The sequence below is a fragment of the Streptomyces sp. NPDC004111 genome, from assembly GCF_042874215.1.
In the GTDB taxonomy this organism is placed as follows: Bacteria; Actinomycetota; Actinomycetes; order Streptomycetales; family Streptomycetaceae; genus Streptomyces.
Genome location: NZ_JBIAMU010000007.1, coordinates 123692 through 136412 on the forward strand (window position 1 = coordinate 123692; position 12721 = coordinate 136412).

9 protein-coding genes and 5 tRNA genes are annotated in these 12721 nt (G+C 71.1%); 12 read left to right on the plus strand and 2 right to left on the minus strand.

Translation table 11 applies throughout. The features are described from left to right. Positions 1-4: 4 nt before the first annotated feature. Positions 5-4261 carry a nitrate- and nitrite sensing domain-containing protein gene (locus tag ACFYVL_RS16050; protein ID WP_389245023.1) on the minus strand — a complete coding sequence of 1419 codons (4257 nt, stop codon included), beginning with the start codon at positions 4259-4261 and terminating at the stop codon, positions 5-7. A gap of 503 nt (positions 4262-4764) precedes the next feature. Between ACFYVL_RS16050 and ACFYVL_RS16055 the strand changes: the two genes are divergently transcribed. The 10 genes from ACFYVL_RS16055 to ACFYVL_RS16100 all read left to right on the plus strand — a co-directional run bounded on the left by ACFYVL_RS16055 (position 4765) and on the right by ACFYVL_RS16100 (position 9565). Further along, entirely contained in the window at positions 4765-4980 is a 216-nt protein-coding gene (locus tag ACFYVL_RS16055; RefSeq protein ID WP_389245025.1) for a hypothetical protein, read from the plus strand. A 101-nt stretch (positions 4981-5081) separates the two neighbouring features. After that, positions 5082-5867 carry a fumarylacetoacetate hydrolase family protein gene (locus ACFYVL_RS16060; protein ID WP_389245027.1) on the plus strand — a complete coding sequence of 262 codons (786 nt, stop codon included), beginning with the start codon at positions 5082-5084 and terminating at the stop codon, positions 5865-5867. After that, positions 5860-7344 (plus strand): glutamate--tRNA ligase, encoded by a 1485-nt coding sequence (gene gltX / locus ACFYVL_RS16065; protein ID WP_389245029.1) that lies wholly within the window; start codon positions 5860-5862, stop codon positions 7342-7344. Before ACFYVL_RS16060 ends, gltX begins: the two co-directional genes overlap by 8 nt. Positions 7345-7496: 152 nt before the next feature. Continuing rightward, positions 7497-8171 (plus strand): DUF4241 domain-containing protein, encoded by a 675-nt coding sequence (locus ACFYVL_RS16070; protein ID WP_389245031.1) that lies wholly within the window; start codon positions 7497-7499, stop codon positions 8169-8171. Positions 8172-8181: 10 nt separating this feature from the next. Beyond that, positions 8182-8913: an HAD family hydrolase gene (locus ACFYVL_RS16075; protein ID WP_389245033.1), complete on the plus strand. Its 732-nt coding sequence runs from the start codon at positions 8182-8184 to the stop codon at positions 8911-8913. A 90-nt stretch (positions 8914-9003) separates the two neighbouring features. Continuing rightward, positions 9004-9075: transfer RNA gene (locus ACFYVL_RS16080), tRNA-Gln, on the plus strand. 48 nt (positions 9076-9123) lie between these two features. Next, positions 9124-9196, plus strand: a tRNA-Glu gene (locus ACFYVL_RS16085). Positions 9197-9259: 63 nt separating this feature from the next. Next, positions 9260-9332: transfer RNA gene (locus ACFYVL_RS16090), tRNA-Glu, on the plus strand. A 36-nt stretch (positions 9333-9368) separates the two neighbouring features. Beyond that, positions 9369-9440: transfer RNA gene (locus ACFYVL_RS16095), tRNA-Gln, on the plus strand. Positions 9441-9492: 52 nt separating this feature from the next. After that, positions 9493-9565, plus strand: a tRNA-Glu gene (locus ACFYVL_RS16100). A 158-nt stretch (positions 9566-9723) separates the two neighbouring features. Here ACFYVL_RS16100 and ndgR read toward each other — a convergent pair. Continuing rightward, complete coding sequence (gene ndgR / locus ACFYVL_RS16105) at positions 9724-10446, minus strand: IclR family transcriptional regulator NdgR (RefSeq protein WP_389245035.1); 723 nt, start codon at positions 10444-10446, stop codon at positions 9724-9726. A 173-nt stretch (positions 10447-10619) separates the two neighbouring features. On the opposite strand from ndgR, the gene leuC reads away from it, so the two are divergent. Then, positions 10620-12044 (plus strand): 3-isopropylmalate dehydratase large subunit, encoded by a 1425-nt coding sequence (leuC, locus tag ACFYVL_RS16110; protein WP_389245037.1) that lies wholly within the window; start codon positions 10620-10622, stop codon positions 12042-12044. Positions 12045-12049: 5 nt separating this feature from the next. Then, positions 12050-12643 (plus strand): 3-isopropylmalate dehydratase small subunit, encoded by a 594-nt coding sequence (leuD, locus tag ACFYVL_RS16115; protein ID WP_389245039.1) that lies wholly within the window; start codon positions 12050-12052, stop codon positions 12641-12643. Positions 12644-12721 lie beyond the last annotated feature (78 nt).

Sequence of the window (12721 nt, forward strand, 5' to 3'; positions counted from 1 at the left end):
TCAACTAACGCTCCTGCTGGTGAGTGGGGTCAACAGCGCGGAACGTGCCAGTGGTGCCGTTGCTGCCGGCCTGGCGGCCCTGCTGAATACCCCGACGAAGATTGGTCAGCCGGCCGCGCACGTCGTCGGGCGCGCGGGAGACCTGCGGACCTGTCTGGTGGTTCTGTTCCTGCGCGGTGCCCGGGACCAGGTTGGCCTTCGGTACACGACGCGGAAGTCCTGAAGTGGTGACTCCGCCTGCGGCGGGCTTGCGGACGCGCTCGGCCTGGCGGACGAGCTCGTCGTTGGGCGAGGGACGCCAGTTCACCTCGGCGTCCCGCTCGGGAGCGGAGGGCTGCTGCGGCACGGAAGGAGCGGCCTGGGCCTGCGGCCGGCCCTGCGGGGCCTGCTGGCCCCCGGGCTGGTCGCCGTGGAACCAGTTCGACTCCAGGGTGTCGAAGAGCGGCGTACGGCCGTCCCCGGGACCTGCGGCCGGCGGCAGCGCGTCGGACGGCTGCTGCGGACGGCGCTCCAGCGGACGCTGCGGCGGGGTCTGCTGCGGCGAGGGCTGCGCGGGCAGGCTCGCGACGGGACGCGGCGCACCGAAGTCGGCGTCGCCCCGGCCCTGCTGGCCCTGACCCTGACCGCCCTGACCGGCCTCCGGTCCGCGCGGGCGCTGCTCGTTCGGGCGCTGCGGGTTCGGACGCTGCGGCAGACCGGCGGGCGGCGCCGGAGTGGCACCGGCCCCGGGACGCTCGTACTGGCCGGTCTCGTACTGACCGGTCTCGTACTGGCCCGTCCCGTACTGGCCGGTCTCCTCGTGCGGACCGTCCTGACGGCCGCCCTGCCGGCCACCCTGCTGTCCGCCCTGGAACTGGCCGGTCCGGTGCTGCCCGGTGTCGTACGGGTCCACCTGGTGCTGACCTGTGCTGTACGGGTCCACCTGGTGCTGGCCCGTGCCGTAGGGGTCCACCTGGTGCTGGCCCGTGCTGTACGGGTCCACCTGGTGCTGCCCGGTGGTGCTGTTGCCCTGCGGCTCCCGGACGTCGGGGCGCTCGAAGGGGCCGGGGGCCCGGTCGAAGTCGGGCTGCGGGAACTGACCGGTGGCCGCGGGGTCCTGCGCCGGGCGTCCCACCTGCGGGAACTGGCCGGTGCTGCCCGGACCCTGGGGGCCGCGCGCGTCGGGCCGCTCGAACCCTCCGGCGGTCGCCGGGTTCTGGAAGCCACGCGTGTCGGCCTGCGGGAACTGCCCCGTGGCCGCGGGGTCCTGGAAGCCGTGCTGGGCCTGCGGGAACTGGCCGGTCGCCGCCGGGTCCTGGCGTACGTCCGCACGCTCGAACTGGCCGGTGGCGGCCGGGTCCTGGCGTACGTCGGGCCGCTCGAACTGGCCGGTGGCCGCCGGGTTCTGCCGTACGTCAGGGCGCTCGAACTGCCCCGTCGCCGCGGCGGAACCGGGCGGCGGCCCGTTGAAGTCCGGGCGGTCGAACTCGGCCGTGGAGCCGGGACCCTGGCGGTCCTCCGTCTCCTCGTGACCGCGCGGCACGTCCGGGTTCTGCCGGGCACCCCAGCTCGCGGCCTGCGGGGCCGGGCGCTGCCCGCCCGCCGGGTTGCCGCCGGGCAGCTCCGCACGCGGGCCGCCGGCCCGGGGGAGCGGGGCGGGCGCGTTGCCCTGGGAGGCGTTGGCCTGCTGGACGTCCTCACGGCCGCCGCGGGCACCGCCGAAGGCACCGGCGAGACCGCCGCGCTTGGCGGCGGCGGGCGGAGCCGCGTTGCCCAGACCGGCACCGGGGGTGCGGCCGGGGAGCGCCGCGCGCGGACCGGAGCCCGCGCCGACCTCGCGGCGGGGCGCGTCGCCGCCGCCGAGCAGACCGGGACCGCCCTGCGGGGCGCCCGGACGGCTGCCGGGACCGCCGCCCGCACCGGGACCGGCCGGGAGACCGGGACGCGGGCCGGGACCCGCGGGCATCTGCGGGGCGCCGCCCTGGCCGCCCTGCGCACCGGGACCACCCGGGCCACCGGGCTTGCCGGGGAGCTTCTTGCCGCCCTGCGCGACGTCGACCGGGAGCATGACCAGCGCGGTCGTACCGCCCGAGTCGGACGGGCGGAGCTGGATGCGGATGCCGTGTCGCAGGGACAGCCGGCCGACCACGAACAGGCCCATGCGGCGGGAGACGGAGACGTCCACGGTCGGGGGAGCGGCGAGCCGCTCGTTGATCGCGGACAGGTCCTCCGGGGAGAGACCGATGCCGGTGTCGTGGATCTCGACGAGCACGCGGCCGTCGGGCAGCGCGTGACCGGTGACGCGCACCTTGGTCTGCGGCGAGGAGAACGACGTGGCGTTCTCCAGCAGCTCCGCGAGCAGGTGCACGAGGTCGTTGACCACGCGTCCGGCGACCTCGGTGGAGGGCACCGAGGAGAGTTCGATGCGCTCGTACTGCTCCACCTCGGAGGCGGCGGCACGGAGCACGTCGACCAGCGGGACCGGGCGGGTCCAGCGGCGGCCCGGCTCCTCACCGGCGAGGACGAGGAGGTTCTCGCCGTTCCGGCGCATACGGGTCGCGAGGTGGTCGAGCTTGAAGAGCGAGGAGAGCTGGTCGGGGTCGGCCTCGCGGGACTCCAGTTCGGAGATGAGCGAGAGCTGACGCTGGATCAGGCCCTGGGAGCGGCGCGAGAGGTTGGTGAACATCGCGTTGACGTTGCCCCGCAGCAGTGCCTGCTCGGCGGCGAGTCGTACCGCTTCGCGGTGCACGTCGTCGAACGCGGAGGCCACGCGGCCGATCTCGTCCCGGCTGTGCACACCGACCGACTCCACCGAGGTGTCGACGTCCTGCGGGTCGGACTCGGAGAGCTGCTTGACGAGCTCGAGCAGGCGGTCCTGGGCGACCCGGGTCGCGGTGTCCTGGAGGCGGCGCAGCGAGCGGATCATGGAGCGGGCCACCACGAAGGCGCCGACGAGCGAGACGCCGAGCACGAGGAGGATGACCGCACCCGAGATGATCGTCGAGCGCTCGGAGTCGGTCTTCAGCTCGCGGGCCTTCTGGTCCATCTCGCTGAGCAGCGTCGCCTCGATGCGCTTCATCGCCTCGATCTCGACGCTCGCCTGGTCGCCCCAGTCCATGTAGGACCGCTTGGGAACCTGGCTCATGCCCTTCTCGGTGCTCAGGACCTTGTTCGCGTACTCCTCGGCGCGCAGGGAGTCAGGAGTGCCCTTGCGCAGGATCTCCGTCAGCTCGGCGGCGCCGGTGCCGTAGATGCGGTTGAAGGTGGTGAGGGCCTTCTTCTCGTTGCCCATCGCCGCCCGGCCGACCAGCCGGTCGCTCTCGTGGAGCTTGGTCAGCGGGTTCGCGTTGTCCGGGGTGTCGGGCAGCGAGGCGGCGATGATCGCGCGCTGGATCGACGCGTACTCCTTGGCGGCGGAGAACGCGGCCAGGGCGCGGGTGCGCTGGATCATCTCCGGGCTGGAGGTGGCCTGGGCCATGTCCTGCGAGAGGTTCAGCAGGGAGTTGATCAGCTGGCCGTAGGCGGTGACGGTCTGCGAGTGACCGGCCTCGGAGCGGTTCTGGTACGCCGCCTCACGGATGTCCGGCAGGGTCTTGAGGCTGGCCGCGATGTCGTTGAGGCTTCCCCGGATGCTCTTCAGCGCCGGGTCGGAGTCGTCACCGACCTCGACGTCGCCGGTCTCCCGGATGAAGGCCGACTGGACGCGGTCGGTCTTGTCCGTCTCGGACTTGACCGCGGTCGCGTTGGCGGCCGAGCCGTTGGCCAGCGGGCCCGCCGTCTTGTCGCGCTCGTTCTGCAGGGCGGCGGCGAGCTCGGTCGCCTGCCGGGTCATGTTGGTCAGCAGCTGCATGTGGTCGAGCTGCTGCATGTCGCTCAGGGACTCGTTGATACGGAGTCCGCCGAGCGCGGTCGCCGCGACCACGGGGAGGGCCAGCAGCGAGACGAGTCGGGTGCTGATGCTCCAGTTGCGCAGGGATATTCGGGTGCCCGCGCTGATCGGCTTCGGGGACTTGGACGCCTTGCCCGAGGGCTCACCGGCACCCGCCGGGCCCTTGGGGCCGCCCGGTCCGGGGCCCGTACCGAAGGCACCGCCGCCGAAGGTTCCGCCCGAGCCTCCCGGACCACCGGGCTGACCCGGCTGGCCGGGCCTTCCGGCGGCACCGGCCTGCGCCGGTCCCTGGTTCTGGGCGTGCTGGGGCTGGGGCGATGAGCCACGGTCGGTCCCGCCGCGCGGCTCCTGCTCCGCCGCAGCGCTGCCATCCCTCTTGAAACGTCCCTGCACTAGCGTCGCAACCTCTGGACCAGGCGTCCCACCGCAGAGCGGCCGAACGGTGTCGAGTCTTGGGGTACCGGATCATCCCCATGGGTGGTCGTGAGTGACCGCGGTCCGGGGAATTCCAGCACAGTGCAGGATCTCCAACAAGGCCCGTGGGGCGCGTCGCAACCGGAGTGACGCTTTGTGTCGAGGAGATCACCAGCCGTAGAATCCTTTCCCGTACGAAATGGACATTTCCTTACGAGTCGCTTACGGGTGGGGCGTGCCCCAGACGGGGCGATCAGGAGCGGAATGAAACCTTCAGGTATGCAATGTCCGTTTCTGCCCCCAAGATCAACGGCCCGAATTGCGGCATTTGCCCAACAACTCGTGAGGAAACTCACACGAAGATCCCTGCACATTCCCGGCTTTGGCCGGGAAGCGGATGTTTAGCCTGACGCTTTACAGGGATTGCGAATCCGACCACCGGCGCCCGTCCGGCGCCCCCACGACAAGGCGCGAGAGCTCACATGCAGACCACGAAGACGGCGAAGAAGACGGCCCCGGCGATCCGCAACCTGGCCAACCCGCAGCGCACGACGCTCGCGCACCTGGACAAGAAGACCGGCACCCCCAAGCCGGCCGCCCTCCCGGAGTACGCCCAGGAACTGCCCGCGGTCACCGCCAACACCCGCCGCACGATCCTGATGGTCGCCCCCGAGCAGGCCGAAGCCGTCCCCGCGTAACGGCGACGCCGCGCACGGAACGCCGAGCGGTCGCACCCCCCACCCGCGTTAGCCTGGAGCGTCAGACTCCGGCCAGCTCAGATAAGGGGCGCAGGCATCCCGTGCGCATCGCCAGATTCTCCATCGACGGCAATGTCGCCTTCGGCGCGGTCGAGGGCGACGGAACCGTTGACTCCGGTGACCTCGTCCTCGACATCATCAAGGGCATTCCGTACGCCGACCACGAACTCTCCGGCGTCAAGGTCCCGCTGAACAAGGTGCGGCTCCTCCCGCCCGTGCTCCCCAGCAAGGTCGTGGCCATCGGCCGCAACTACGCGGAGCACGCGGCGGAGCTCGGCAACGAGGTCCCCGAGGTCCCGGTCGCCTTCTTCAAGCCCTCCACCTCGGTGATCGGCTCCGGCGACTCGATCGCGTACCCCTCCTTCTCCTCCGAACTGCACCACGAGGCGGAACTCGCCGTGGTCATCGGCCGTATGTGCCGCGAGGTCCCCAAGGAGCGCGTCAAGGACGTGGTCTTCGGCTACACCGCGGCGAACGACGTGACCGCCCGCGACGTCCAGCAGCGCGAGAAGCAGTGGGCCCGCGCCAAGGGCTTCGACACCTCCTGCCCGCTGGGCCCCTGGGTCGAGACCGACCTCGACCCGGCCGACCTCACCATCCAGTGCACGGTCAACGGGCAGCAGCGCCAGCTCGGCCGCACCAGCGACATGGTCCGCTCCGTCGCCGACCTGGTCGCCCACATCTCCGAAGCGATGACCCTCCTGCCCGGAGACGTCATCCTCACCGGCACCCCCGCGGGTGTCGGACCCCTGAACGTCGGCGACGAGGTCGCCGTCACCATCGAAGGCATCGGCACTCTCACCAACAAGGTGATCAAGCGTGGCTAACACCCCGTCCTCCCCCGTCCGCGTCCGGTTCTGCCCCTCCCCGACGGGCAACCCGCACGTGGGCCTCGTCCGTACCGCCCTGTTCAACTGGGCGTACGCCCGGCACACCGGCGGCACCATGGTCTTCCGCATCGAGGACACCGACGCCGCCCGGGACTCCGAGGAGAGCTACAACCAGCTCCTGGACTCCCTGCGCTGGCTCGGCCTCGACTGGGACGAGGGCCCCGAGGTCGGCGGCCCGCACGCCCCCTACCGCCAGTCCCAGCGGATGGACCTCTACCAGGACGTCGCCGCCAAGCTCCTCGCGGCCGGCCGCGCCTACCACTGCTACTGCTCCACCGAGGAGCTGGACGCCCGCCGCGACGCCGCCCGCGCCGCCGGCAGGCCGTCCGGCTACGACGGCCACTGCCGCGACCTCACCGACGAGCAGAAGGCGGCGTACGTCGCCGAGGGCCGCCCGGCCATCGTCCGCTTCCGGATGCCCGACGAGCCGATCACCTTCACGGACCTGGTCCGCGGCGAGATCACCTACCTCCCGGAGAACGTGCCGGACTACGGCATCGTCCGGGCCAACGGCGCCCCGCTCTACACGCTCGTCAACCCGGTCGACGACGCCCTGATGGAGATCACCCACGTCCTGCGCGGCGAGGACCTGCTCTCCTCCACCCCGCGCCAGATCGCCCTGTACAAGGCACTGATCGACCTGGGCGTCGCGACGTTCGTCCCCGAGTTCGGCCACCTGCCGTACGTCATGGGCGAGGGCAACAAGAAGCTGAGCAAGCGCGACCCCGAGTCGTCGCTCAACCTCTACCGCGAGCGCGGCTTCCTCCGCGAGGGCCTGCTCAACTACCTCTCGCTGCTCGGCTGGTCCTTCTCCGCCGACGAGGACATCTTCACCATCGACCAGATGGTGGCGAAGTTCGACATCGCGGACGTCAACGCCAACCCGGCCCGGTTCGACCTCAAGAAGGCCGAGTCCATCAACGCGGACCACATCCGCCTCCTGGACCCCAAGGCCTTCGCGGACGCCTGCAAGCCCTGGCTGCGGGCCCCGCACGCCAACTGGGCCCCCGAGGACTTCGACGAGTCCGCGTGGGAGGCCATCGCCCCGCACGCCCAGACCCGGCTGACCGTCCTCTCGGACATCACGGCCAACGTCGACTTCCTCTTCCTGCCCGAGCCGGTCGAGGACGAGGCGTCCTGGACCAAGGCCATGAAGGGCGACCCGGTCGCCCTGCTGACCACCGCCCGCGGCAAGCTCGAAGCGGCCGACTGGTCCAGCCCGGAGTTCCTCAAGGACGCCGTGCTGAAGGCCGGCGAGGAGCACGGCCTGAAGCTCGGCAAGGCCCAGGCCCCGGTCCGCGTCGCCGTCACCGGCCGTACGGTCGGCCTGCCCCTCTTCGAGTCCCTCGAAATCCTGGGCAAGGACAAGACCCTGACCCGCATCGACGCCGCCCTGGCCAAGCTGGCGCGGTAACCGCGCGGGGGACATCGCGTTTCCCGAGGGGGTGGCGGCCGGCAGGCCGCCACCCCCTCGCGCATCCCCGGGGCCCGGCACTGTCAGCGGTACGTGTGAGACTGCGCGGCAGCCCTGAACAGTCCGACGCCCACCCGGGGGACCGCTCCACCATGACGACCGCCGCACCCGACCTCGCCCAGTACTTCGTGCCCGGCCACACCTTCACCGACGACGAACCCGGCACCACGGGCACCCTCGCGGTGGTCCCCGGCGGGGAGCTGTGGCTGCCCACCGGCCGGGTGGTCGCCTGCGACCCCTTCACCTGCCTGGGCACCGGCGAGGCCGAGCCCTTCACCGCCGAGGTCGCCCCCGGCCGCTACCGGGTGGACGCCGCCGTGGCCACCCTGACCGCCGCCGAAGAGGACCCCGAGGGCCCGCCCCACCTCCGGCTCGCCGCGGCCCGCCTGATCATCTCGGACGCCCCCACCGTCACCTGGGAGCCCGCCCTGACCCCCGGCCAGGACCCGGCGGACCTCGGCGACGACGAGATCTTCTGCTACGGCGTGGACGCGGGCACCGGCTGCTTCTACGACGCCGCCGCCGACGAGTCCTTCCCGGACTGCCAGGGCGACGAGGGTCCGCTCTGGGACGCCTTCGAAGCCGACCCGTACAACCCGGGCCCGCACACCGTCACGGCCCCCGCCACCGGCCACAACCTGATCGCCTTCACCTCCGGCTGGGGCGACGGCGCCTACCCCACCTGGCTGGGCCGCGACGCGGACGGCAACATCACCTGCTTCGTCACCGACTTCGGCGTAGTACCGGGCGACGAGGACGCGGCCTAGCCTTTCCGGTATGCCGACCCGAGCCACGATCCGCGCCGTCGTCTGGGACATCGACGACACCCTCTTCGACTACACCTCCGCCGACCTCGCCGGAATGCGGTCCCAGTTCGCCGCCGAGGGGCTGCCCGCCGGGTACGACACCGCGGAGCAGGCCCTCGACCGGTGGCGGACGCTGATGAAGCTGCACTGGGCGCGCTTCGCGGCGGGGGAGTGCACCTTCGACGAGCAGCGGCGGGCCCGGGTGGAGGGCTTCCTCGGCGGCCCCCTGAGCGAGGAGGAGGCCGACGACTGGTTCGCCAGGCACGTCGTCCACTTCGAGGCCGCCTGGGCCCTCTTCCCGGACGCCGTGCCGGTCCTGGACGCCCTCGCCGACGGGTACCGGCACGCCGTGCTCTCGAATTCGAGCCTGGTCAACCAGGAGCGGAAGCTGAAGGTCCTGGGGGTCTGGGACCGCTTCGAGGCCGTGCTGTGCGCCGCCGAACTGGGCGTCTCCAAGCCGGCCGCCGCGGCCTTCCACGCCGCCTGCGACGCGCTCGGACTGCCGCCCGAGCAGGTCGCGTACATCGGCGACGAGCCGGACATCGACGCTGGTGGGGCCGTTGCCGCCGGGCTCACCGGGATCTGGCTGGACCGCTCGGGGACGGGCGGGAGGCCCGAGCTGGTGAGCGTCTCCGGCCTCGATCAGGTCCCTGACCTGCTGGCGGGCAATACCCGTTTTGGAGCCCCGGACACCTTCGGGTAATGTTCTTTCTGCGCCGCCCGAGAGGGCCGAAAGGTCCGGCCGGGAAGCGCAAACCGAACGAAGACCCCCGGTCAGGGGGTTGAGTTTTGGTGGGCTATGGTGTAATTGGCAACACTACGGTTTCTGGTACCGTCATTCTAGGTTCGAGTCCTGGTAGCCCAGCTTGCGAGAGCTGTTGAAGTTCATAGATCAAGAAGCAGCTCTGCTAGGGCCCCCGTTGTGTAGCGGCCTAGCACGCCGCCCTCTCAAGGCGGTAGCGCCGGTTCGAATCCGGTCGGGGGTACAGATCCTTTCTTTCCGACATCTTCGGGTCGCTCCTGGATGTGTCGACGCAAGGATCGCTAGGGCCCCCGTTGTGTAGCGGCCTAGCACGCCGCCCTCTCAAGGCGGTAGCGCCGGTTCGAATCCGGTCGGGGGTACTGGTAGGAACCAACTCAAAATGGTCTCAACCACCATGGGCTATGGTGTAATTGGCAACACTACGGTTTCTGGTACCGTCATTCTAGGTTCGAGTCCTGGTAGCCCAGCGCATGTTGATCCGCCTGTCTTCGCAGGTCAGGGTTGATCTGCCACACGCAGGCCCCCGTTGTGTAGCGGCCTAGCACGCCGCCCTCTCAAGGCGGTAGCGCCGGTTCGAATCCGGTCGGGGGTACAGCAAGGAGAAGCCCTCCGCATCCATGATGCGGAGGGCTTTTTCGTGTCTCGGGCCGGGTGCGGCCGGTATACGGCCGGAGCCCCGAACTCCCGTGGTTGTGACGGGTGTTCGGGGCTCCGGGAGGTACGTCGTACGGGGCGGGGGCGGGCCGCCGGTCAGCTGCCGCCGGAGCGGCGCAGCGACTCCGAGAGGCGGGCCGCCGCGTCGATGACCGCCTGGGCGTGCATCCGGCCCGGGTGGCGGGTCAGGCGCTCGATCGGCCCGGAGACCGAGACGGCGGCCACCACGCGGTTGGAGGGGCCGCGCACCGGGGCGGAGACCGAGGCGACGCCCGGCTCGCGCTCACCGATCGACTGGGCCCAGCCGCGGCGCCGTACGCCGGACAGGGCGGTGGCGGTGAAGCGGGCGCCCTGGAGGCCCCTGTGCAGGCGCTCGGGCTCCTCCCAGGCCATCAGGATCTGCGCGGAGGACCCGGCCTTCATGGTGAGCGTGGAGCCCACCGGGACGGTGTCCCGCAGTCCGGACAGCCGTTCCGCCGCGGCGACGCAGATGCGCATGTCGCCCTGGCGGCGGTAGAGCTGCGCGCTCTCGCCCGTCACGTCGCGCAGGTGGGTCAGCACCGGGCCCGCCGTGGCCAGCAGGCGGTCCTCGCCGGCCGCCGCCGCGAGTTCCGAGAGCCGCGGACCGAGAATGAAACGGCCCTGCATGTCCCGGGCCACCAGCCGGTGGTGCTCCAGTGCCACGGCCAGCCGGTGGGCCGTGGGTCGTGCGAGTCCGGTGGCCGCGACCAACCCCGCGAGGGTGGCCGGACCGGACTCCAGGGCGCTCAGCACGAGCGCCGCCTTGTCGAGAACGCCGACGCCGCTAGAGTTGTCCATGCGTCGATACTCGCGTCTCACTCTGTGAAACGCAAGTTCAATTTTCCAACGAACTTGTCACGCTGTACCGGCGGCCGTACAACGGCCCGCGGTCACCGCCCCGTACGGGGGTTCGGGCGGGGTGAGTCACATCTCTAGTTGAGCCGGCAAAGCCGCCGGCCGGAGGGAAAGCGATGGGTAGGACACTCGCGGAGAAGGTCTGGGACGACCATGTCGTCCGGCGCGCCGAAGGGGAGCCCGACCTGCTCTTCATCGACCTTCACCTGCTGCACGAGGTCACCAGCCCGCAGGCCTTCGACGGTCTCCGCAAGAACGGGCGCGCGGTACGGCGCACCGATCTCACCATCGCCACCGAGGACCACAACACCCCGACCCTCGACATCGACAAGCCCATCGCGGACCCCGTCTCGCGGGTCCAGCTGGAGACGCTGCGCAAGAACTGCGCCGACTTCGGGGTGCGGCTGCACCCGCTGGGCGACGTGGAGCAGGGCGTCGTCCACGTGGTGGGACCGCAGCTGGGACTGACCCAGCCGGGCACCACGGTGGTCTGCGGCGACTCCCACACCTCCACCCACGGCGCGTTCGGCGCCCTCGCGTTCGGCATCGGCACCTCGCAGGTCGAGCACGTGCTGGCCACCCAGACGCTGCCGATGGCCCGCCCCAGGACCATGGCCATCACCGTCGAGGGCGAACTGCCCGAGAGCGTGACCGCCAAGGACCTGATCCTCGCCGTCATCGCGAAGATCGGCACCGGCGGCGGCCAGGGCTACGTCCTGGAGTACCGGGGAGCGGCCATCGAGAAACTGTCGATGGAGGCCCGCATGACGATCTGCAACATGTCCATCGAGGCGGGCGCCCGCGCCGGGATGATCGCCCCGGACGCCACCACCTTCGACTACCTCAAGGGCCGCGACCACGCCCCGCGGGGCGAGGACTGGGACGCCGCGGTGGCGTACTGGAAGACGCTGCGGACCGACGACGACGCGGTCTTCGACGCGGAGGTCCTCATCGACGCCGCCTCGCTGGCCCCGTTCGTCACCTGGGGCACCAACCCCGGCCAGGGCGCCCCGCTGTCGGCCAACGTCCCCGACCCTGCTTCGTACGAAGACGCTTCGGAGCGCCAGGCCGCCGAAAAGGCCCTGGAGTACATGGGGTTGACCGCGGGCCAGCCGCTGCGGGAGATCGCGGTGGACACCGTGTTCGTGGGCTCCTGCACCAACGGCCGCATCGAGGACCTGCGGGCGGCGGCCTCCGTCGTCGAGGGCCGCCGGGTGGCCGACGGGGTGCGGATGCTGGTCGTGCCCGGCTCCGTACGGGTCGCGCTGCAGGCCATCGACGAGGGACTGGACAAGGTGTTCACGGCCGCGGGCGCCGAGTGGCGGCACGCCGGCTGCTCGATGTGCCTGGGCATGAACCCCGACCAGCTGGCCCCCGGTGAGCGCTCCGCGTCCACCTCCAACCGCAACTTCGAGGGCCGCCAGGGCAAGGGCGGGCGCACCCACCTCGTCTCCCCGCAGGTCGCCGCCGCGACCGCCGTGCTGGGCCACTTGGCCTCGCCCGCCGACCTGACCGACGCAACAGCCCTCGTGGAGGCCTGAGAACCATGGAAGCTTTCACCACGCACACCGGACGGGCCGTTCCGCTGCGCCGCAGCAACGTCGACACCGACCAGATCATTCCGGCGCACTGGCTGAAGAAGGTCACCCGCGACGGCTTCGAGGACGGGCTGTTCGAGGCCTGGCGCAAGGACCCCGAGTTCGTGCTCAACAAGCCCGAGCGCGCGGGTGCCTCGGTGCTGGTCGCCGGACCCGACTTCGGCACCGGTTCGTCCCGCGAGCACGCCGTCTGGGCCCTGCAGAACTACGGTTTCAAGACAGTTGTGTCCTCGCGCTTCGCGGACATCTTCCGGGGCAATTCGCTCAAGAACGGCCTGCTCACGGTGGTCCTGCCGCAGGAGACGGTGGACCGGCTGTGGGAGCTGGCCGAGCGGGACCCGAACGCCGAAATCACCGTTGATCTCCAGGACCGCCAAGTGCGGGCCGAGGGCATCACCGCTGACTTCGAGTTGGACGAGAACGCCCGCTGGCGCCTCCTCAACGGCCTGGACGACATCAGCATCACGCTCCAGAACGAGCCCGACATCGCGGCGTACGAATCAAGCCGCCCGGCCTTCAAGCCGAGTACCCTCCGGGCCTGATCGTCGCTCCGGGGCCCGTTGACCGTCCTCCGGTAGCCCGTTCGGCCTGAGATTCACGCCTCACTTTCGGCGCCCCCC